Here is a 19,257-nt window from a genome sequence, read left to right on the forward strand (position 1 = left end):
TAGTGGCCGATCATGGCTGCGCCTTGACCGAAATCAAGCGCGCCCTCGGGATCAGGGAATGAAACGGCGCCTCTTGCGCCGCTCAGCCTGCCGCGCGCCGGTGTCCCGCCTGCTCGATCATGAACAGCACCACGCCCAAAATGCCGAGCAGGCTGCCGAAGGCGGCGGTGCCGGTCCAGCCGCCATAGTGATAGGTGAGCGTGCCGAGCGTCGAGCCGATGGCGCCGCCGATGAAGGCTGAGGTCATGTAGATGGCGTTGAGGCGGCCGCGCTTTTCCGGCGCGATGGCAAAGATGATGCGCTGGCTGACGATCTGGTTTGCCTGCACGCCCGCATCGATGAGGACAGCGCAGAGGCCAAGAAGAACAAGAGCACCGGCTGCCACCGCATAACCGCTCGCTGCAAAAAACACCGCAAGCCCCACCATGGCCGTGACCGACAGCAGTCGCCCAAACCCGCGATCGGCAAGCCGCCCGACAATGGGTGCGGCAAGCGCGCCGCCGGCACCGGCCAGCGCAAAAAGGCCGATCTGGTGCTGACCAAGGTCAAAACGTTCCGACAGCGCAAAGGGGATGGCCGTCCAGAACAGGTTGAAGGCGCAGAACACGATGGCCTGATAAAGCGAGCGCCAGCGCAGCACCGGCGTCTCCCGGATGAGCGTGCCCATGGATCCCAGGATCTGCGGATAGGTCATGCCGCTCTGCGGCTGCTGACGCGGCATCATCTTCGCAAGTGAAAGTCCGATCACCGCCATCAGCCCCGCAGACACGAAAAAGATCGCCCGCCAGCCAAAACTTGCCGCAACGAACAACGAAACGGGCCGCGCCAGCATGATGCCGGTCAAGACGGCGGCCATGACATTGCCGACGACGCGACCGCGTTTTGCAATCGGAACCCGGTGGGCGATGAAGGGGATCAGCACCTGCGCGCCGGTGGAGCAGACGCCGATGAGGAAGGAGGCGAGCACGAAGGGGAGAACGGCGCTGGAGAGCCCCATGCCGACAAGGCCAAGCATGGTGATGGTGAGCGTGATCAGCACCAGGCGCTTGTTTTCCACGAGATCGGCGAGCGACACCAGGAAGAACAGGCCAATGCCGTAACCGATCTGCGTGACGGAGGTGAGCGCACCGGCAAAATCGGCGTTGATGCCGAGGTCGGCGGCAATCTCGCTCACCAGCGGCTGGGCATAATAGATATTGGCGACGAGCGAACCCGCCGCCAATCCGATGATGGAGATCAACGCCGCCGAAGGGGCTTCCGGCTCTGCCTCCACCGTTTCGGAACGAGGCGGAGCGTTCAAACCTTCGGAGCGTTGGTCCATCATGTGTTTCAGGCCTTCGGCAGCGTTGCCATGTCGATCACGAAGCGGTAGCGCACGTCGCTCTTGATGACGCGCTCATAGGCTTCGTTGATATCCTTGATGTCGAGCAGTTCGATTTCCGGCAAGATGTCGTGCTTGCCGCAGAAGTCCAGCATCTCCTGCGTTTCCTTGATAGAACCGATCATCGAGCCGGCCAGCGTGCGGCGCCCGCCGATCAGCGAGAAGGCATGAACCGGCACCGGATTTTCCGGAACGCCGAGCAGAACCATCGTGCCATCGACCTTCAGGAGCGACAGATAGGCGTTCCAGTCGATCTCGGCGCTGACGGTGCAGAGGATGAGATCGAATGTGCCGGCGAGCGTCTTGAACGTTTCCGCGTCCGACGTTGCGTAATAGGCGGTGGCGCCGAAGGCGAGGCCATCGTCTTTTTTCGACAGGCTCTGCGAAAGCACGGTCACATCAGCACCCATGGCCGCGCCGATCTTGACGCCCATGTGGCCGAGGCCGCCCATGCCGATGACGGCGACCTTCTTGCCGGGACCGGCCTTCCAGTGGGCGAGCGGCGAGTAAAGCGTGATGCCGGCGCAGAGCAGCGGGGCTGCGCGGTCAAGCGGCAGGTTTTCCGGGATGGAGAGGACATAACCTTCCTTCACCACCATGCTGTCGGAATAACCGCCATAGGTCGGCGTCGTGCCATCGGCTTCATAGGCATTGTAGGTGCCGACGAGGCCCGGCTGATACTGTTCGGTGTCAAGGTCGCGGCTTGCGCAATGAACGCAGGAATCCACGAAGCAGCCGACGCCGACATGATCGCCGACCTTGAATTTCGTCACATTGGGGCCGACGGCTGTGACGATGCCGGCGACTTCATGACCGGGTACCATCGGATAGATCGAACCGCCCCATTCGTTGCGGGCCTGGTGGATATCCGAGTGGCAGACGCCGCAATATTTGATGGAAATGACAACATCGTCCTCGCGCGGCTCGCGGCGCTCAAAGGTGAACGGTTCGAGCGGCTTGGACGCATCGGTTGCCGCATAGCCTCGTGCAATAGCCATGATGATAACCTTTCAATGGGGTGGACCAGTAGACTGATCAGGGAGTGACAGACTTCAAACTGGAAACGGCTCCGCAGACGGGAGCCGTTCCTTCTCATAGCGCGGGGCCGTCTGAATCGGTTTGTTCGATCTGCCGGAATTCTTGCACGATCCTCCGGCAGTCGCTGCAAATCCCGCTTGTCAGTAGGGAAGGCCGACGTAATTTTCGGCCATGGCGGTGGAGGCAGCCTTGGAATGGGTGAGATAATCCAGTTCCGCCTCCTGGATCTTCTGGCCGAATTCGCCGGTGTCGGGAAAACGATGCATCAGCGTGGTCATCGACCAGGAGAAGCGTACCGATTTCCACACCCGCTTCAGCGCGCGTTCGGAATAAACATCGATACCGGCATTGGATTTTTCACCATAATGCTCGCGCAAGCCTTCGAACAGGTAGAACACGTCGCTCGCGGCAAGGTTGAGGCCCTTGGCGCCGGTCGGCGGCACGATGTGGGCGGCATCGCCAACGAGGAACATCCGCCCGAAGCGCATCGGCTCGGCAACGAACGACCGCAGCGGCGCGATGGACTTTTCAAACGACGGACCCGTCACCATCGCTTCGGCATGTTCTGCCGGAAGCCTGCGACGCAACTCGTCGAAGAAGCGTTCGTCCGACCAGTTCTCGACCTTGTCATCGAGGTCACATTGCACATAATACCGGCTTCGGGTTTCCGAGCGCATGGAACACAGCGCAAAGCCGCGCGGATGGTTGGCATAGATCAGCTCGTGGCTGACCGGCGGAATATCGGCGAGGACGCCGAGCCAGCCGAAGGGATAAACTTTCTCGAAATTCTGGATGGCCTTTTCCGGCACCGATTTGCGGCTGACGCCATGAAAACCGTCGCAACCGGCGATGAAATCGCAGTCGATCCGCTGTTTGACGCCGTTCTTGTCGAAGGTCACGTAGGGGGCGCTGCCGTCAAAGCCGTGCGGTTCGACGTTCTGGGCATCATAAATGGTCATGGCGCCCGAGCCTTCGCGCGCCTCCATGAGATCGCGCGTCACCTCGGTCTGGCCGTAGACCATGACCTTCTTGCCGGTGAGGCCGAAGAGATCGATACGATGGTCGCGCCCGTCGAAAGCCAGCGAATAACCGTCATGCGGCAGGCCTTCGGCATGCATGCGCTTGCCCGCCCCTGCCTCGTCCAGCAGCCCGACCGTGCCCCATTCCAGCACGCCGGCGCGCACGCGACCCAGAATGTAATCCTTGCCCACGCGGTCGACGATGATGTTGTCGATGCCGGCTTTGGTGAGAAGCTGGCCCAGCAGAAGGCCGGACGGACCGGAGCCGATGATCAGTACCTGTGTGCGCATTTCAAATCCTCCCGAATTCACATTTGTCAGGAGAATTGCCTGCCGGAGGGGCGTCAAACAATGGACATTCCCGGCCAGTTCTGGGACAAAATAAACATGCGCGAGGAGGTGCATGACGTGTCCAGTATACCCACCTACAAGCTTTATGGCGAGCAGCCTGCCGATCCCCGAGAATTTTGGGTGCATTGCGAAACAATTATTTCACGCAGCAGCGGATATCGCTTCGAAATCGGCCTGCACCGGCATGAGAGCTTTCTGCAGTTCTTGTACATTCGAAGCGGCTCGGGCGATGCGATATTGCCTTTGGGCACTGTGGTGCTGAAGCCGCCATGCGTGATTGCCGTGCCACCCGGCCCTGTCCATGGCTTTCGCTTTTCGCCCGACATCGACGGGCTGGTGCTGACGCTGGTGCCGGAGCGGATGGGCGGCGGCGATCTTGTCGGGCCGCATGCGCCGCTGTCGGATGCCATGGTGATCGCGCTTTCGCCTGATAGCCCCGATACGGCCTATCTGGAAACCACCTTCTTTCGCATCGCTGCCGAATATGAGGCGCAGCGCCCGGCGCGCGAGGAACTTCTGGAAGCCCATGTGGCAACCGTCATCCTGATGCTGGGCCGGCTGCTCGTGCGCTTGCCGCGCGATACGGTGCCGGATCTGGCGCTGACGCGCGTTCGGGCGCTGAAAGACCTTATTCTTCGCCATCACCGCGAGCAGCTGACAGTGGAGGCCTATGCGCGCATGCTCGGTCTATCGCCCACCCATCTCAATCGCGCGGTGAAGGAGGTCACCGGCAAGACTGCACATGACCTGGTGATGGAACGGTCGATCGAAGAGGCGCGCCGGGCGCTCGTCTTTACCGGCCACAGCATCCAGCATATCGCCGAAAACCTCGGTTTTTCCGACCCCGCCTATTTTTCCCGCTGCTTTCGCCGCTGCACCGGGCAGACCCCGCGCGGATTTCGCGAGGAGGAACGCCAGCGCCTGCGGAACAAAGACGAGGACGCTTCGGTTTAGGTTGCAGATCCTTTCACTGAAACGGAGAATGCCCGATGACCGAACACCTACAGGAAGCTGCCAGCAACGGAACGCTGGAGGTTGGCGGCGGCCAGTCGAATGTCGGCTATAAGCTGACGGCCACCCGCGAGCACGACAACGCGGTACGGGTGAAAATTTCTGTGATGGCGCCGCGCGATTGGCTTCTCAAACAGGGCTTTGAGCATGATGCGACCCTGGTGCGCCAGGGTGGCGCACGCCTTCCCGTCATCTTCGACGGCAAGCTGGATGTGGATGACAGCATTTCCGTCTCGCTCGACGCCAGCGACACGATCTGCCCGTCGATCGATGATGCGCGCCAGAAATTCCCTGAACTCGGCCAGATGGCCGACTGATCAGGGCTCGGTAAAACCGGTCGGCCGGATAGTGAGTGATCCGGCCGCCGGATCGGCCTCAAACATCAGCCCGCCAGCGGTGCGCGATTGGGCAGGCGCATAGTCGAACGTCACTTCCGATATTTCCGGCTCGGCTCCTTCACGCCTCAACATACCTTGCACATGGACCGCGGCGGCAGTGGAGGCCGAGCGGTTTTCAAGGTCGAAATCCACGCGGAAATAGCGGCCGGCCTTCTCGATCCCCTTGATTTCGATCTCCAGTTGCGGCGGCGGCGTATCCTCCAAAAACGCTTCGCGCGCCATCCAGGCGATCAGGAAAATGATCAGCACAGCCGAGATGAGGCCGGACAACCATTCGACCGGACCCGGCGTCTGCTGTTCCCTGTGGCTGTGATCCTTGCGACTGGTTATCGTCACGCGTTGGCTTCCTTCATAAAACCAGCCGGGCGGAGGCAGCACCCACCGCACCTGGGAAATTGAGCACGACCATCGACATCATCGCTTGCGTCCAGCCCGTGTCGTCAAGACGGCCGAAGGTCCAGAGCACGTAAAGGCTGATCAACGAGGTCACCACATAACCGGGCAGCGTGAAGCGCACCAGCGCATGCCAGTTGGGTGTGCGCTCATCCAGCTGGTGGGTGCCTCGAAAGGCCACCGCATAAACAAAGCCATGCATCAGCGCGATGGACACAAGAATGGCGGCAAGGCTGTGCCAAGGCGTCATCTTGTAGGAAATCAGGATGATTTCTTCGGTGGGCGCGACGTTGAGGCTTAAGAACAGGGCGCCGACGCCCATCATGAACAACTCGCCAAAATAGCCGGTGGCCAGTTCATCACCCGTATCGCGAGGCTCCCCCTCTTCTTCCTCATCGTCGCTTTTGCCGCCGAGTTGTGAGCGGCCGAGCATGGCACCGATGCTGGCAGAAACCGATTGCAGCGCCACTTTGCCAAGCCACTCGCTCGGCGTCATGTCCAGCTTGAGGATGCCGAGAAGCAGGAGCACGAGGCCACTTGTGACGATGCCGAGGCCGTAGGCAATAACCGCATCCCGGATCGCTTCGCGCAACGTAAAGGTGCGCTCGAACCCGATGCGGTGCGCCAGAAGCACGAGAAGGGGAATGTTGACCAGAAGCAGAAGCAGCAGGCGCTCGCGCGGCATGCTGAAACCCAGGAACCACAGTTCCATGGTCATCAGCATAGGGATGCCGAATATCAGGGCGCCGGCAGCGCCGCGCAGTAGGCCAAGGGTGAATTTCCGCGTCGGGTGCCCCGCCTGCACAGCCTGCATGGCTTATCTGCTCCCGCCGCCGAGACGTGGCGCCGGCTCAACGGCATAATGGCGGTCGGTACGCGTCACGAGATAGACCTCGCGCTCAGGATGTTCGACGATCGCAAATCCCGACGAGCGCAGCATGGCTTCCATCGCGGCCGTGTTGGGAATGAACCAGTTGGTCGGATCGGACGCATACCGTTCCTCGACGAAGAACAACTTTGGATAATCCGGTCGGTCAAACAGGCTCCATTCGGAAAAATCGTAATTCTCTGAAAGATCAGGAATACGCTCGTCGCCGCGCTGCAGGCACTGAAACAGCATCTTGTTGCCCACCGCATGCTCCCACAACAGATCGAGCGCCAGAAGCGGATGGCGCAGGTGATAAAGCACGCCCATAAAGATCACCAGATCGAAGCGCTCGCCAAGCAACGGCACGTCATAGACGGACATCTGGCGGAACTCGATGTCGAGACCGGCCTGTTCGGCGGCAAAGCGGGCCTGCGCCAGATAACGCGGATCGCTATCGATGCCAACGACGCGGCCGGCATTGCGGCGCTTCATTTCCAGCGTGTAGAAGCCGGCATTGCAGCCGACATCGAGCACGCTTCGGCCCTGCAGATCCTCCGGCAGAACATGCGAAAAGCCCTTCCACTTGAAGGCGGGATAATCGCCCAGAAAATGGTCAGGTGCCGTCTGGATGCCGCCGATGTCCATGTTGTGAAACCACGGCCCCAGTTCCTCGATGCGTCGGCGGATCTCCGCCGACGGTGTTCGTCTTGCATCCATCGATCAGGCTCCAAGGCTTAGCGGCACATCCGTCAGCGGCCGTGGCTTGACGACCGGCGGCAGGCCGGCGCGACGGCGAATTTCTGGCGGCATGGTGGATGAAAACCAGTCCACCGTCTGGCGTAGACCGTCGGCCAGCGCCACACGCGGCTCCCAGCCGAGCAGATCTTTTGCGCGGCTGATGTCGGGACGCCGGCGCTGCGGATCGTCCATGGGCAGCGGATGGTGGACGATGCGCGAACGCGTCGGCACCATAGCCAGCACCATGTCGGCCAGTTCATTGATGGTGAACTCTCCGGGATTGCCGATATTGACCGGCTGGCCCGGATTGGGATTGACCTCCATCAGCTTGATGAGGCCGGCAACGAGGTCGCTCACGAAGCAGAAGGACCGCGTCTGCTCGCCGGTGCCATAGATGGTCAGCGGCTCGCCCGAAAGCGCCTGCACGATGAGGTTGGAGACGATGCGGCCATCGTCCGGCGCCATGCGTGGGCCGTAGGTGTTGAAGATGCGCACGACACGGGCATCGACCCGCTCGGCGCGCAGCATGTCGAAGCACAGCGCTTCGGCGGCGCGCTTGCCCTCGTCATAACAGGCGCGCGGCCCGGTGCAGTTGACATTGCCGCGATAATCCTCGCGCTGCGGATGTTCTTCCGGATCGCCATAAACCTCACTGGTCGAGGCCTGCAGGAAGGAGGCGCCGTTTGCCTCGGCCAAGGCCAGAAGATTGCCGGTTCCGACCACGCAGGTCATCATCGTGTGGACCGGATCGGCCTGGTAGGCGGGCGGAGACGCGGCGCAGGCAAGATTGTAGATCTCGTCCACCGGCTCATCCATGGTCTTGAGGTCGCAGATATCCTTCTCGATCATGCGGAAATTCGGGTGGTTTTTCAGCGGCAGGATATTGGCTTCCGAGCCCGTCAGATAACAATCGACGGCGATCACCCGGCATCCCCTAGCCAGCAGCGCATCGCAGAGGTGGGAGCCGACGAAGCCGGCACCTCCAGCCACCAGGACCGTTTTGGCCACCGGGACCGTTTTGGATTGTCCGCGTTCTGTTCTTTGCAGCATCTGGTTTCCTCTCTCCTCATGCCGAACTTTTGTGGCTTCAAGCCGAAATCTTCTGGCGCGCCAAATCTGCGCCGGATGCGGTGCGTGCGGGGAGCGCCCGAAGCGCCTCGACAAGTTCGCGACCGCGCGCTGCACCGGTGTGATGTTCCAGAACCCGGGCGCGCGCCGCCTCTGCAATTGCCAAGCGCCGGCCCTCATCCAGGCCGGAAAGGGCTGCCACCACATCCTCGCTGTCATGGGCAATCAGCAGTGCTTCGCCATCCGGCAAAAGCTCCGAAAGCCCCGGCCATTCGTCGCTGATGATCGGCGATGCGCAGGCCGCCGCCTCGAACAGGCGAACGCTCGGCGACCAGCCGGCCGCAATCATGTCGGCGCGGGTGACGTTCAGCGTGAACCGCTGGCGGCTGTAGAACGACGCATGTTCGGTCGGCGGCAGATGGTCGATGCGCTCGACATTGTCCGGCCAATCGATCGTGTCTGGATATTGCGGACCGGCGACGACAAACCGCATCTGCGGCAGGCGGCGCGCCGGCTCGATCAGCAGTTGTTCAAGCGTCGGCTGGCGGTCGGGGCTGTAGGTGCCGAGATAGCCGAGATCCCAGACGGGGGCCTCGCCGGTTGGCGCATACCTGTCCGCATCGACGGAGCAATAAAGCGCAAGCGCCTTCGGCGCGCCAAACCGTCGTTCGAGATGGGTGAGGATCGGGCCGCCGGTGAAGGAGAAATAGCCGTCGAACAGCGGGATCTGGCGCTTGGCCAGAAACTCCTCCTCGTCCCGCTCCAACATGGCAAGTGTCACCGGCGTATCGATATCATAGAAGCAGAGCTTTTTAGGCTGAAGCGCCGCGACCTTGTCGATCAGCTCACGGCCGGAGGGCACATAGGAGCCGATGATCACAGCATCGGCGTTCTGGATGCGCGCACCGTACTCATTGAGCATGGCGTCTATATCGCCGTAATATTGAAGTTCGCAGAAATCCGGCTGCGGCAGGTCGCGGTGCTGCGCATACCAGGGCACGTCGCGCTCCAGAAACAGCACCTTGTGCCCTTCAGCCGAAAGTCCGCGCAGCAGCGCCCGGTAGGTCGTGGCATGGCCATTGCCCCAAGAGGAGGAGAGCGACAGGCCGAGGATGACGATATCAAGCGGTTTCTGGCTCATTCGGCGGCCTCCAGTCGTGCGGCATGGCGCTTGAAAATGCGGTCGGCATCTTCGGCGCGGTGGCTATAGGTGTGTTCTGTAAGAACGCGCGACAGCGCCGCGCGGCCGATGGCTTCAGCCCGTTCCGGGGTCAGCCCCGCCATGATGTCGGCAACGTCCTTGCCGTCGCGGGCCACCAGAATTTCGATGTCCGGCTTCAGGAAGAGATCGATGCCCTCCCAGTAATCGGTGATCAGGCAGGCGCCGGCGCCGGCGGCCTCGAACACGCGGGTGGCTGGCGAAAATCCGTTCTCAGCCATGCTCTCGCGCGAGATGTTCAAAACTGCCTTCGGCGTAACGTTAAAGGCATTGTGGTCGCGGGTCGGCACATGGCCGATGGGGCGGATATTGCCGGCCATCGGCTTGCCCTCCCAGCCGGACCCGCCAAGCAGAAATCGTGCGCCCGGCAGACTTCCGGCAGGCTCCAGGAAGAAATGTTCAACGCGCGCCTCGCGGTCCGGCAACCGGTTGCCGAGAAAGCCGAGATCGGCGGAAAAACGCGGATTGGGCGCGACGGGATGATGGGTCTCGGGATCGAGTGCATTGTAGATCGGCACGCAGTCCTTGGCGCCAAGCCCGCGATAGGCAGAAACGACCGGATCGCCGCCGCCATAGGTCAAAACCATGTCGAGTTGTGACAGTGCCTCGTGCAGCGGATGGCCGGGATCGGCCCTCAGCTCGCCAAGTGTTGCCGGGGCATCGACGTCCCAGAAGATTTTGAGCGCATCCGGGCGGGCGTGGCGCAGGATTTCGCCCAGCAGAAGGTTATCCTCGAAACCGACGCCGCTCGCCTTCACGACGATATCGGCGCGTGCGGCTTCCACGGTCACCCGCTTCAGGGCCTCCACGGTGCCTTCGTAGACGACGACGCGGGCCCAATCCGGCGGGTCGATGTCGCGGTTCTTCTGGCGATCGTAGACGTCGGGTTCGTAAAAGGTGATGTCGTAGCCCTTGAGCGCCAGGGCCCGCAGCAGACCGCGATAATAGGTGGCGGCACCGTTCCAGTAGGCGGATACAAGGCTTGATCCGTAAAAGGCGATTTTCATGCGGCAGCCTCCGGGGTCTTCAGCGCGGCGCGGATATCCGTCGTGCCGTGGTCGGCAAGGATGGTGAGGAGTTCATCGACGCGGTGGCGGCAGGTATGACGGGCAGTGATTGTTTCCAGCCCGGCCGCAACCAGTTCCTCCACAAGCGAGGCATCCGACAGCACCTCCCGCATCGCCTTTTTCATCTCCTCGCCATTGCTGACGGTGAGGAAATCCCGGCCCGGGCGAAACAGGTTTTCGGCGTCATCCCACGGGGCGGAAATCAGCGGTATGCCGCAGGAAAGCGCCTCGAACACCCGGATGGTCGGGATGCCCGGCAGGTTTTCGACATACGGACGGCGGGGGATATGCACGGTCATGCGGTGGCGGGCAAAGGCCTGCGGCGCATCCGCATTGGCAATCCAGCCGCCATAGACAATGCCGGCCGCCTTTAATTCGGCCAGCGCATGATCGGGGTAACGCACGCCGCGCACGGTGGCGGACAATTTCAGGTCCCGCGCCGGCGCGATCAGAAATTCCGAGATTTCGACTGATCGCTCATCATCGCCCCAGTTACCGACCCAGATCAGGTCGCCGGTCTTTTCCACCTCAGGCATGGGGCAAAAGATCGTGTCGTCGGCAGCCTCGTGCCAGGTGAACACCTGTTCGCCCCAGCCGGCCTGAAGATAACGTTCGCGCAGCGTCTCGCCGAAGGCCAGCACCAGATCGTAATCGGCAAGGCTTAAACTCGCGATATCACCGGTCGCCGAAACGGCCCGGTGATGCGTGTCGTGGAAGATGAGCGTGAAACGGCCGCCATTGCGACGCGCCTTGCCGATCCGCTCGACCAGCGCCGGCTCGGTCCATTCGTGAACCACCACCACATCGGCATTGTCGAGCGCCGCCTCATGGTCAAAATCGGCGCTGTAGATCTCGGATACGAGGTCCGGGAACGTCTCGTGGAAGGCGGCGATCGGTGCCTCGCCCTGATCCTTCAGCAGGTTTTCGCGGCTCCACGAATTGTCCGGCTCCAGCGCCAGCGTCTCATGGCCGCGCCGCTTCAGGTCGCGCATCACGCCGCGCAGAAAATGCGCATTGCCATGGTTCCAGTCGGAGAGGAGGGAATGGGTATAAAACAGAAACTTCATGTCTACTCCGCAGCGACAGGGACAGAAGATCGCAAGAGCGCATCGCCATAGATGCGGCCCATGGCTTCCACCTGCCGTTCAAGGGTGAAAAGACGCGACACGTCGCGGGCGTGACGGGAAAGCGCAGCGCGCAGATCCGGTTCCGCAATCAGCCGGTTGATGGCATCGGCAAAACTTTTGGGATCGCGCGGATCGGCAAAAAGTGCTGCGCCATCCCAAAGGTCGCGATAGGTCGGAATATCCGACAGAACCAGCGCCGCCCCGAGACGCGCCGCCTCCAGTGCGGCCAAACCAAAGGGCTCGTAAAGCGAGGGGGAAACGACGATGGAGGCTGCCCGCATCCGGTCCATGGTGGCGGCATGGCCGAGTTCGCCGACGTGGCTGGCGTGGACAAGCGACATGCCATCGCCGTTCGGCGCTTGCGTCGGCCCGGCCATCTCCACCGGCCATTGAACGCTTTGGGCTGCCTGATCCAGCACACGGCCGTTCTTGCCCTCATCCCACCAGCGGCCGGCGGCAAACACGATGTTGTTCTTGGGGGGAGACTGTGGCGCAAGGCGGCTTGCATTGTAGACCACCGACAGCTTCGCCATCACGCCATAGGCCTTGTCCAGCATATGGCCATGGGCGCGGCTCGGCACCACCACGGCATCGGCAGCGTCAAAACCTTGGGCGTTGAGGCGTCGGTGAAAGCCCCAGCCCTCCGGCACATCCATGCCGCGCACGGCCGCAAACCAGGTGGTGACGCAGGAATGCGATACAGCAACCACGGGCACGCCAAGCGATAGTCCCGCCGCCTGGGATGGCAGGTTGAGGTGGACGAGATCAACCGCATGGCGGCTTGCCAATTCCCCGATCAGATGCGGCACGGGCAGAAGCTCCGCCTCATCTTTCGCCATCCAGTCGAGCGGCGCATCGAGCCAGACGAGTTCGCCGATGGCAGCGGCTTCCCGCTGCTTTTCAGGCCCGGGGCGCGAGCCGAAGCCAGCAAAAACCACCTCGGCTCCCTCCCCGGCAAGTCCCTTGGCGAGGTCCATGGCATAACGCCAGACACCGCCAACGGCATCGACGGTCATCAGGATCTTTTTCGGATGCAGGCTTTTGCTCATGCAGTCACTCTCCGGCGCTCGAGAACCGGTGCCGCGCCGCCAAAACGGTGCTGCATCAGCCAGTCCGACAGATGCTGAAGTCCGCTTCTCCAGCGCACCCGTGCCTGCCAGCCCAGCCGTTCCGACAGCTTTCGCGTATCGGCGACGAAAAACAGCTGGTCGCCGGCCCGCCATTCGCCAAACGCGGTATCGAGCGGACGGCCGGTGAGCTTTTCGATCTCGCGCAGCACCGAGAGGATGCTGACCGAGTTCTGCGGCCCGCCGCCGAGGTTGAACACCTCGCCCCTGACATCCGCGATGGCCGCATGCACCGCCCGGTAGGCGGCCACAGCATCGTCCACGTGCAGGATATCGCGCACCTGGCGGCCATCGCCATAGATGGACACACCTTCGTCCTTCAGGGCACGAATGAGGAAATGCGCCACCCAGCCCTGATCTTCCGTGCCGAACTGGCGCGGGCCATAGATGCAGCTCATGCGCAGAACCGATGTGGGGATATCGAAGGATTTGGCGTAATCGAGCACATACTGGTCGGCCACGCCCTTGGAGCAACCGTAGGGCGTGCAAAACGACAGCGGTCGGTCTTCGCCAATACCGAAATCGCGCACGCTGACGTCTTCCGGCATGTATCGGTCGTCCATCGGCAGCATGCCAAGATCTTCCAGCGCGCCATAGACCTTGTTGGTGCTGGCAAAGATGACAGGCGCCTTGTGGCCGGCCTTGCGCACCGCCTCCAGCACGTTGATGGTGCCGCGGGCGTTCGCCTCGAAATCATCGAGCGGCGAGATAAGGCTTGTCGTCACCGCCGTCTGGGCGGCAAGGTGAAACACCGATTTGGCATCGGCAAAGGCTGCCTCGATGCCGCGCAGATCGCGCACGTCGGCCAGCACCGGATGCACCCGCGCGCCGTGGCGTTCCTTCAGCCATTCCAGGTTCTGGTCGACGCCGGGACGGCCGAGATTGTCGAGAACGATGACATCCTCGCCGTCAGCCAGAAAACTCTCGGCCAGATTGGAGCCGATGAAGCCGCTGCCGCCGGTGATGACGATGGGGGCGGCACCAGAGGCAAGATTGGGGGCCGCAAGGCGCGCCACATCCGCCAACCGCTCCACACCACCTTCCATCAGCAGGCGGGCGAGAAGCTTTGGCTGGTTCTCGTGGGTAACAGCGCCCAGATGATAGTGGCGCGGATCAAACCACAGGCCTTCCTGCACCGCGACATCTGGGGGAACGTCGGCGAAGGAATACCAGTAGAGCCGGTCTGCGGGCACCTGCAGCGCTTTCATGAAGCGGTGCGCCTGCTCCATCTCGTCATTGCGCCAGGTGGAATAACCCGTCTCGGTGATCCAGATTTCGGCATCCCGGTTATGGCGATCGAGGATACCCCGCATTTCGCCAAGATGCATATCCCAGCCGCCCCAGCTGCCTTCCTCGCTATCCCAGGTGCCGGGAAAACCATGGAAGCCAACGGCATCGACCACGGAAAGCACACCGCGCTCGCCCATCAGGTTCAGCCACATCGGATCGAAGGGGCACGGGCCGCCGAGCACCGGCTTCCAGCCGCGCTGTTTCGCCCAATAGGCGGCACCACCGACCATTTCGCAGAACAGGTTGAAATCGGCATCTTCACGCCAATCCCAATCGAGCAGGTTGTTGGGCTCGTTCCACAGCTCGATATGGCGGAAATGCTGGCCGTAGCGCGTCAGCACATGATCGACGAAATCGGCATAATCCTTCAGCACGACAGGCGCGCCATTGGCACGACCGGTGCGCGACAGAGACGGCGGCGTATAGTGGAGGCACGGGAGAAGATCGATCTCGCGGCCGAGCTTCGGGATCAGCCAGTCGAACCATTCCTCGCCGCCCGGCGCCAGATATTCAGCCCAGGAGAGATGGGTGCGCAGATAGCTGGCACCACTTTTGAGGATATCGGGCAGCAGGCGTTCGGTCCGCTCGAACTCACCCGGGCGGAACCATTCGACAAAGCCGAACTGCCCCTTGGCAGACGTGCCTGCTATTGGCGTCATGATACCAGCCCCCGCTGTTCGAGCTGACGCTTCATCTCTGCGCCGCGATCGATTGCGCCGGTGGCACGTACCCATTCAGCCAGTTCACCCAGCGTGTTTTCCAGCCGGTGTTCTGGCTCGAAGCCCAGAAGTTCGCGAGCCTTGGAGATATCGGAGAAGCAGTTGCGGATATCGCCGGAGCGGGCCTTATTCATGATGTCGGGCTGAAGTTCCGGCGCATCCATGGCGTCTGCCAGCATGGAGGCGACTTCGGCGACCGAATAGGACTGACCGCTGCCGACATTGATGACGTGGCCGGCGGCAGGCTGTTTTTCGAGCGCAAGCCGGAAGGCGCGGGCGACATCGCGTACATGGACGAAATCGCGCCTTTGCTGCCCATCCTCAAAGATCATCGGTGGCTGGCCATTGGCGATACGCGAGGCAAAATTGGCAAGCACGCCCGTATAGGGATTGGAAAGCGCCTGGCCGGGACCAAACACATTGAACAGGCGAAGCGCCACGGCATCCACGCCATACGCTTCACCCCAGATCAGGACGGCGCGCTCCTGAAAATATTTAGTCAGCGCATAAATTGACGCCAGATCGACCGGTTTTTCCTCGTCGGTCGGCGCCGGCGTCAGGGTCTCGCCATTCGGCCCCTGCGGCTCCCACTGGCCAGCCTTGATGCGGGCGGCCTTGCGGCGCACCTGGGCAAGTCTTGCCCCATCCGGCGTACGATAAAGCCCCTCGCCATAAACGCTCATCGAGGATGCCACCACGATGCGGCGCACGGGTCCGCCGATCATTGCCTCCAGAAGCACGGCCGTTCCCAGATCGTTGCCGCCGACATAACGGGCGATTTCGTACATCGACTGGCCGACACCCACTTCCGCGGCCAGATGCAGAACCGCATCGACGCCATCCAGCGCCTGGACCACACGGTCCTTGTCGCAGATATTGGCCTCGATGAACTCTACGCCGTCTGGAACAGCAACGGTTGCATCGCCATGTACCTGATCGATGAGGGCATCGAGAATGCGGACACGGTAGCCGGATGCCAGCAATTCCTGAGTAACGTAGCGGCCGATGAAGCCGCAGCCGCCGGTGATGAGGACCTTCTGAGACACGGAGTTTTCACCTGATCGTTAGGGGGTTGAAGATGGGGCTTTCGAGGGTTGAACAAGCAGCACCTGCGAATGTTCCAACCGCAATTTCCCTTTTGTACGAAGGCGCTAGCCAGCATCATCTTCAGCTGCCACTTCTATGACTTCATCAATGTCATCTTCTTCAGGAACCCTCATGCCGCTTCCTTGTTAGCCCTTGCGTGAAGGTCTCGTGATCGTGCGGGACGACAAAAAGAAGGGACCGGGATGGACAATCTGACCGCGAAAATGCACGCCGACGAAACGCAGATGAAAGCCGCCGTGGTGACCGGAGCCGGCGAAATGACCGTTGAGACGGCACCGCTGCCGCAGCCCCAAAAAGGCGAGGTCCGTATCCGGCTGGAAGGTTGCGGCGTCTGCGCGTCAAACCTCACACCCTGGGCCGGACCGGACTGGATGGAGTTTCCGACCGAGCCGGGCGGCCTTGGCCACGAGGGTTGGGGCGTGATCGACAAGCTGGGCGACGCTGTCACGGGACTTGCCGTCGGAGATCGGGTCGCTGCCCTCTCCTATCACGCCTACGCCACCCATGATGTCGCCAAGGCCGATGCGGTCGTAAAACTTCCGGCAGCGCTTGCCGGCAAGCCGTTTCCCGGCGAGCCGCTCGGCTGCGCCATGAACATTTTTCGCCGCAGCGACATCCGCGCCGGAGAAACCGTTGCCATTATAGGCATCGGGTTTCTCGGCGCTCTCCTGACGCAGCTGGCGAAACAGGCCGGTGCGCGGGTGATTGCCATTTCCCGCCGCCCCTTCTCGCTCAATCTTGCCAAAAAGATGGGCGCGGACGAGGTGATCGAGATGCGCGACCACTGGGAGATCATCGAGGAGGTGCGTCGTCTGACCGATGGCGTGTTCTGCGACAAGGTAATCGAAGCCGTCGGCAAGCAGTGGCCGCTCGATCTCGCCGGCGAACTGACCCGCGAGCGAGGACGCCTGATCATTGCCGGTTATCACCAGGACGGCGCTCGTCAGGTCAATATGCAGCTGTGGAACTGGCGCGGCCTCGACGTGATCAATGCCCATGAGCGCGATCCGAAGATCTACATCGAGGGGATACGCGAGGCAGTGGCAGCCGTCGCCGAGGGACGGCTCGATCCCTCCCCGCTTTATACCCACAGCTATCCGCTGGACCGTCTCGGCGAAGCGCTCGATGCCACGCGCGACCGCCCAGAGGGTTTCCTGAAGGCGATGGTGACCTATCTATGAACCACATGATGACAGACGCAGACCCTACCCACACCATATCCGCAGACATCGACGCCGCCCCGGCCGCGGCCAACCGGCCGTTGCGCCTCGGCTTTCTCGGCACCGGCTGGATTGGCCGCCATCGCATGCAGAAGGTTCTCGAAACCGGCCTTGCGCAGGCTGTCGCCGTGTCCGATCCCTCGGACGAGATGGCCGGCGAAGCGCTGGCCCTTGCTCCGGATGCAAAGCGCGTGGACCGGCTGGACGACATGTTGGCGATGGATGATCTCGATGGCGTGGTGATTGCAACGCCAAGCGCCCAGCATGCAGACCAGTCGATCCGCGCACTCAAAGCCGGCAAGGCAGTGTTCTGCCAGAAGCCGCTCGGGAGAACGGCCGCCGAAGTTCAGGCGGTTGTGGATGCGGCGCGCGCGGCCGACCGGCTGCTGTCGGTGGATTTCTCCTATCGGTTCACGCAGGGCATGCGCCAGATCCGCGATCTCATCCGCGGTGGCGAACTCGGTACAGTGTTTGCCGCAGACCTTGTGTTTCACAATGCCTATGGGCCGGACAAGCCGTGGTTCTATGACAAGGCGCTGTCCGGCGGCGGCTGCGTGATCGATCTCGGCGTGCATCTCGTTGATGCAGCTCTGTGGTCGCTCGGATTTCCGGCGGTGTCGCGGGTGGCGAGCCGGCTCATGAGCGGCGGTCAGCTGATATCAGGCGATAGCGACCGCATCGAGGATTACGCCATCGCAACGCTCGATCTGGAAAGCGGAGCCACGGTGCGGCTTGCCTGCTCATGGCGGCTGCCGGCGGGACAGGACGCCGTTATTTCCGCCAGCTTCTATGGCAGCGGCGGCGGTGCAAGCCTCTCCAACGTCGATGGTTCCTTTTACGATTTCCGCACCGAACGTTTTCGCGGCACGACGCGCGAGGTCCTGTCGTCGCCGCCGGAAGACTGGGGCGGACGGGCCGCAGCCGACTGGGCAAGACGCCTTCACGCCGGCGAAGGTTATGACCCCGAGGCCGACCGTCTGGTGGATGTTGCCGATATTCTCGACCGCATTTATGCAAGGCACCGCGACTGAGGGGCAAAGCCTCTCCGCTGCACGTCTCACGTGTCGGAGGTTTGGGCGCGAAGGTTTGCGGCTGCATCCCGCACCACGTCTGCCACCTGCATCAGCTGGCGGGAGATGGGGCTGGTCTTTCGCCACACCATGCCGATGGTGCGGGACGGCTGCGGGTCCTCGAAACGGGCAATGGAGACCGAGGCGGAGCGAGTTTCGACCGACACGGCAATTTCCGGGATCAGCGTCACGCCGATACCGGCCCCCACCATCTGCACCAGCGTCGAGAGCGCACTGCCGTCGAGAAGCTCACGCGGTTTTGAGGATCCGGCGCCGATATTGCAGAAGGACAGCGCCTGCTCGCGAAAGCAATGCCCCTCCTCCAGCAGCAGAAGTCGCATTTCGCGCAGCTTTTCACGGTTCGGCACCGGTTTTCCCGCGTCTTCGGCGGGGCGCACCAGCAGAAAATTTTCTTCAAACAGCGCAATTTCAGTGAGCGACGGTTCAGAGACCGGCAGTGCCACGATGGCCGTGTCGAGTCTGCCTTCCGACAGTTCCTGGAGAAGCTTTGGCGTGACGGTTTCGCGCAAGTGAATATCAAGGCCGGCATTGTCGCGCGTCAGGCGTGAAATCATCGCCGGAAGCAGATAAGGCGCGATTGTCGGGATGATGCCGATGCGAAGCCGCCCGGCCAGCTGGCTTTTCGAAGCCCGTGCGAGATCCCCCAGTTCATCCACCGCCCGCAGGATTTCACGCACCCTCAGCACGAACTCCTCGCCAAAACTGGTGAGCCGGATCTGGCGGGCGCTGCGCTCCAGAAGCGTCACCCCCAACATTTCCTCCAGTTCCTTCACCTGCACCGAAAGCGCCGGCTGCGAAATGGCGCAGGCTTCCGCCGCCCGGCCAAAATGGCCAAAACGGGCCAGAGCCTCAAAATAGCGCAGTTGCCGGAGCGTTGGGCTGATCATAACCTTAACCTATCGAAACCATCATTTATTCCTAATTACATTAATCGATCCACCTTGATAAGGTTGTTGATGAAGATGATGAAGCGGTCGGGACGGACCCCTTTGCTCGCGCCTTCTTGAAGGTGTCGCACAGGACAT

Annotated in this window: 18 protein-coding genes; 4 read left to right on the top strand and 14 right to left on the bottom strand. The window is 61.9% G+C overall.

What is annotated here, in order from left to right; all coding sequences use genetic code 11:
- Nucleotides 1-82: 82 nt before the first annotated feature.
- The 3 genes from AC4CWF_RS21385 to pobA all read right to left on the bottom strand — a co-directional run bounded on the left by AC4CWF_RS21385 (nt 83) and on the right by pobA (nt 3,729).
- Nucleotides 83-1,324 (bottom strand): MFS transporter, encoded by a 1,242-nt coding sequence (locus tag AC4CWF_RS21385; RefSeq protein ID WP_491287444.1) that lies wholly within the window; start codon nt 1,322-1,324, stop codon nt 83-85.
- 5 nt (nt 1,325-1,329) lie between these two features.
- Complete coding sequence (locus AC4CWF_RS21390; RefSeq protein ID WP_491287445.1) at nt 1,330-2,379, bottom strand: NAD(P)-dependent alcohol dehydrogenase; 1,050 nt, start codon at nt 2,377-2,379, stop codon at nt 1,330-1,332.
- A 180-nt stretch (nt 2,380-2,559) separates the two neighbouring features.
- Complete coding sequence (pobA, locus tag AC4CWF_RS21395) at nt 2,560-3,729, bottom strand: 4-hydroxybenzoate 3-monooxygenase (RefSeq protein WP_491287447.1); 1,170 nt, start codon at nt 3,727-3,729, stop codon at nt 2,560-2,562.
- Between the two features lie 117 nt (nt 3,730-3,846).
- Between pobA and AC4CWF_RS21400 the strand changes: the two genes are divergently transcribed.
- Nucleotides 3,847-4,743 carry a helix-turn-helix domain-containing protein gene (locus AC4CWF_RS21400; RefSeq protein WP_491287449.1) on the top strand — a complete coding sequence of 299 codons (897 nt, stop codon included), beginning with the start codon at nt 3,847-3,849 and terminating at the stop codon, nt 4,741-4,743.
- A 35-nt stretch (nt 4,744-4,778) separates the two neighbouring features.
- Complete coding sequence (locus AC4CWF_RS21405) at nt 4,779-5,117, top strand: hypothetical protein (RefSeq protein ID WP_491287450.1); 339 nt, start codon at nt 4,779-4,781, stop codon at nt 5,115-5,117.
- Here the strand turns inward: AC4CWF_RS21405 and AC4CWF_RS21410 are convergent, their stop codons facing one another.
- From AC4CWF_RS21410 to AC4CWF_RS21455, 10 genes are read right to left on the bottom strand one after another with little or no spacing between them, the layout of a single operon-like run.
- On the bottom strand, nt 5,118-5,576 hold the full coding sequence (locus AC4CWF_RS21410) for a hypothetical protein (protein ID WP_491287452.1): 459 nt from the start codon (nt 5,574-5,576) through the stop codon (nt 5,118-5,120).
- Nucleotides 5,548-6,405, bottom strand: coding sequence for a TIGR02587 family membrane protein (locus AC4CWF_RS21415; RefSeq protein ID WP_491287454.1), 858 nt, complete (start codon nt 6,403-6,405; stop codon nt 5,548-5,550). The genes AC4CWF_RS21410 and AC4CWF_RS21415 overlap by 29 nt, the downstream gene beginning before the upstream one ends.
- Before the next feature lie 3 nt (nt 6,406-6,408).
- Complete coding sequence (locus AC4CWF_RS21420; RefSeq protein WP_491287456.1) at nt 6,409-7,176, bottom strand: TIGR04290 family methyltransferase; 768 nt, start codon at nt 7,174-7,176, stop codon at nt 6,409-6,411.
- A gap of 3 nt (nt 7,177-7,179) precedes the next feature.
- Nucleotides 7,180-8,247 carry a UDP-glucuronic acid decarboxylase family protein gene (locus AC4CWF_RS21425; RefSeq protein ID WP_491287457.1) on the bottom strand — a complete coding sequence of 356 codons (1,068 nt, stop codon included), beginning with the start codon at nt 8,245-8,247 and terminating at the stop codon, nt 7,180-7,182.
- A 37-nt stretch (nt 8,248-8,284) separates the two neighbouring features.
- The gene (locus AC4CWF_RS21430; protein WP_491287459.1) at nt 8,285-9,406 is read right to left on the bottom strand and encodes a CgeB family protein; all 1,122 of its coding nucleotides are present in this window, start codon (nt 9,404-9,406) and stop codon (nt 8,285-8,287) included.
- Nucleotides 9,403-10,491 (bottom strand): CgeB family protein, encoded by a 1,089-nt coding sequence (locus AC4CWF_RS21435; RefSeq protein ID WP_491287461.1) that lies wholly within the window; start codon nt 10,489-10,491, stop codon nt 9,403-9,405. The genes AC4CWF_RS21430 and AC4CWF_RS21435 overlap by 4 nt, the downstream gene beginning before the upstream one ends.
- Entirely contained in the window at nt 10,488-11,618 is a 1,131-nt protein-coding gene (locus tag AC4CWF_RS21440; protein ID WP_491287462.1) for a CgeB family protein, read from the bottom strand. Before AC4CWF_RS21440 ends, AC4CWF_RS21435 begins: the two co-directional genes overlap by 4 nt.
- A gap of 2 nt (nt 11,619-11,620) precedes the next feature.
- Entirely contained in the window at nt 11,621-12,727 is a 1,107-nt protein-coding gene (locus AC4CWF_RS21445) for a glycosyltransferase family 4 protein (RefSeq protein WP_491287464.1), read from the bottom strand.
- Nucleotides 12,724-14,754, bottom strand: coding sequence for an NAD-dependent epimerase/dehydratase family protein (locus AC4CWF_RS21450; RefSeq protein WP_491287466.1), 2,031 nt, complete (start codon nt 14,752-14,754; stop codon nt 12,724-12,726). The genes AC4CWF_RS21445 and AC4CWF_RS21450 overlap by 4 nt, the downstream gene beginning before the upstream one ends.
- Nucleotides 14,751-15,860, bottom strand: a complete 1,110-nt coding sequence (locus AC4CWF_RS21455; RefSeq protein ID WP_491287467.1) for an NAD-dependent epimerase/dehydratase family protein — start codon at nt 15,858-15,860, stop codon at nt 14,751-14,753. The genes AC4CWF_RS21450 and AC4CWF_RS21455 overlap by 4 nt, the downstream gene beginning before the upstream one ends.
- 243 nt (nt 15,861-16,103) lie before the next feature.
- Between AC4CWF_RS21455 and AC4CWF_RS21460 the strand changes: the two genes are divergently transcribed.
- Together AC4CWF_RS21460 and AC4CWF_RS21465 are read left to right on the top strand one after the other, a co-directional pair.
- Nucleotides 16,104-17,102, top strand: a complete 999-nt coding sequence (locus AC4CWF_RS21460) for an MDR/zinc-dependent alcohol dehydrogenase-like family protein (RefSeq protein WP_491287469.1) — start codon at nt 16,104-16,106, stop codon at nt 17,100-17,102.
- A gap of 125 nt (nt 17,103-17,227) precedes the next feature.
- Nucleotides 17,228-18,172 carry a Gfo/Idh/MocA family protein gene (locus AC4CWF_RS21465; RefSeq protein WP_491287745.1) on the top strand — a complete coding sequence of 315 codons (945 nt, stop codon included), beginning with the start codon at nt 17,228-17,230 and terminating at the stop codon, nt 18,170-18,172.
- A 26-nt stretch (nt 18,173-18,198) separates the two neighbouring features.
- On the opposite strand, the gene AC4CWF_RS21470 is transcribed toward AC4CWF_RS21465, so the two are convergent.
- The gene (locus tag AC4CWF_RS21470) at nt 18,199-19,119 is read right to left on the bottom strand and encodes a LysR substrate-binding domain-containing protein (protein ID WP_491287471.1); all 921 of its coding nucleotides are present in this window, start codon (nt 19,117-19,119) and stop codon (nt 18,199-18,201) included.
- Between the last annotated feature and the right edge of the window lie 138 nt (nt 19,120-19,257).

It is taken from the genome of Neorhizobium sp. PAMB6630 (assembly GCF_058242775.1).

Coding starts and splice junctions, on each gene's coding strand:
- AC4CWF_RS21385 (WP_491287444.1), bottom strand. CDS start 1,324: ATGATGGACCAACGCTCCGAAGGTTTGAACGCTCCGCCTCGTTCCGAA.
- AC4CWF_RS21390 (WP_491287445.1), bottom strand. CDS start 2,379: ATGGCTATTGCACGAGGCTATGCGGCAACCGATGCGTCCAAGCCGCTC.
- pobA (WP_491287447.1), bottom strand. CDS start 3,729: ATGCGCACACAGGTACTGATCATCGGCTCCGGTCCGTCCGGCCTTCTG.
- AC4CWF_RS21405 (WP_491287450.1), top strand. CDS start 4,779: ATGACCGAACACCTACAGGAAGCTGCCAGCAACGGAACGCTGGAGGTT.
- AC4CWF_RS21415 (WP_491287454.1), bottom strand. CDS start 6,405: ATGCAGGCTGTGCAGGCGGGGCACCCGACGCGGAAATTCACCCTTGGC.
- AC4CWF_RS21420 (WP_491287456.1), bottom strand. CDS start 7,176: ATGGATGCAAGACGAACACCGTCGGCGGAGATCCGCCGACGCATCGAG.
- AC4CWF_RS21425 (WP_491287457.1), bottom strand. CDS start 8,247: ATGCTGCAAAGAACAGAACGCGGACAATCCAAAACGGTCCCGGTGGCC.
- AC4CWF_RS21430 (WP_491287459.1), bottom strand. CDS start 9,406: ATGAGCCAGAAACCGCTTGATATCGTCATCCTCGGCCTGTCGCTCTCC.
- AC4CWF_RS21435 (WP_491287461.1), bottom strand. CDS start 10,491: ATGAAAATCGCCTTTTACGGATCAAGCCTTGTATCCGCCTACTGGAAC.
- AC4CWF_RS21440 (WP_491287462.1), bottom strand. CDS start 11,618: ATGAAGTTTCTGTTTTATACCCATTCCCTCCTCTCCGACTGGAACCAT.
- AC4CWF_RS21445 (WP_491287464.1), bottom strand. CDS start 12,727: ATGAGCAAAAGCCTGCATCCGAAAAAGATCCTGATGACCGTCGATGCC.
- AC4CWF_RS21450 (WP_491287466.1), bottom strand. CDS start 14,754: ATGACGCCAATAGCAGGCACGTCTGCCAAGGGGCAGTTCGGCTTTGTC.
- AC4CWF_RS21460 (WP_491287469.1), top strand. CDS start 16,104: ATGGACAATCTGACCGCGAAAATGCACGCCGACGAAACGCAGATGAAA.
- AC4CWF_RS21465 (WP_491287745.1), top strand. CDS start 17,228: ATGCAGAAGGTTCTCGAAACCGGCCTTGCGCAGGCTGTCGCCGTGTCC.
- AC4CWF_RS21470 (WP_491287471.1), bottom strand. CDS start 19,119: ATGATCAGCCCAACGCTCCGGCAACTGCGCTATTTTGAGGCTCTGGCC.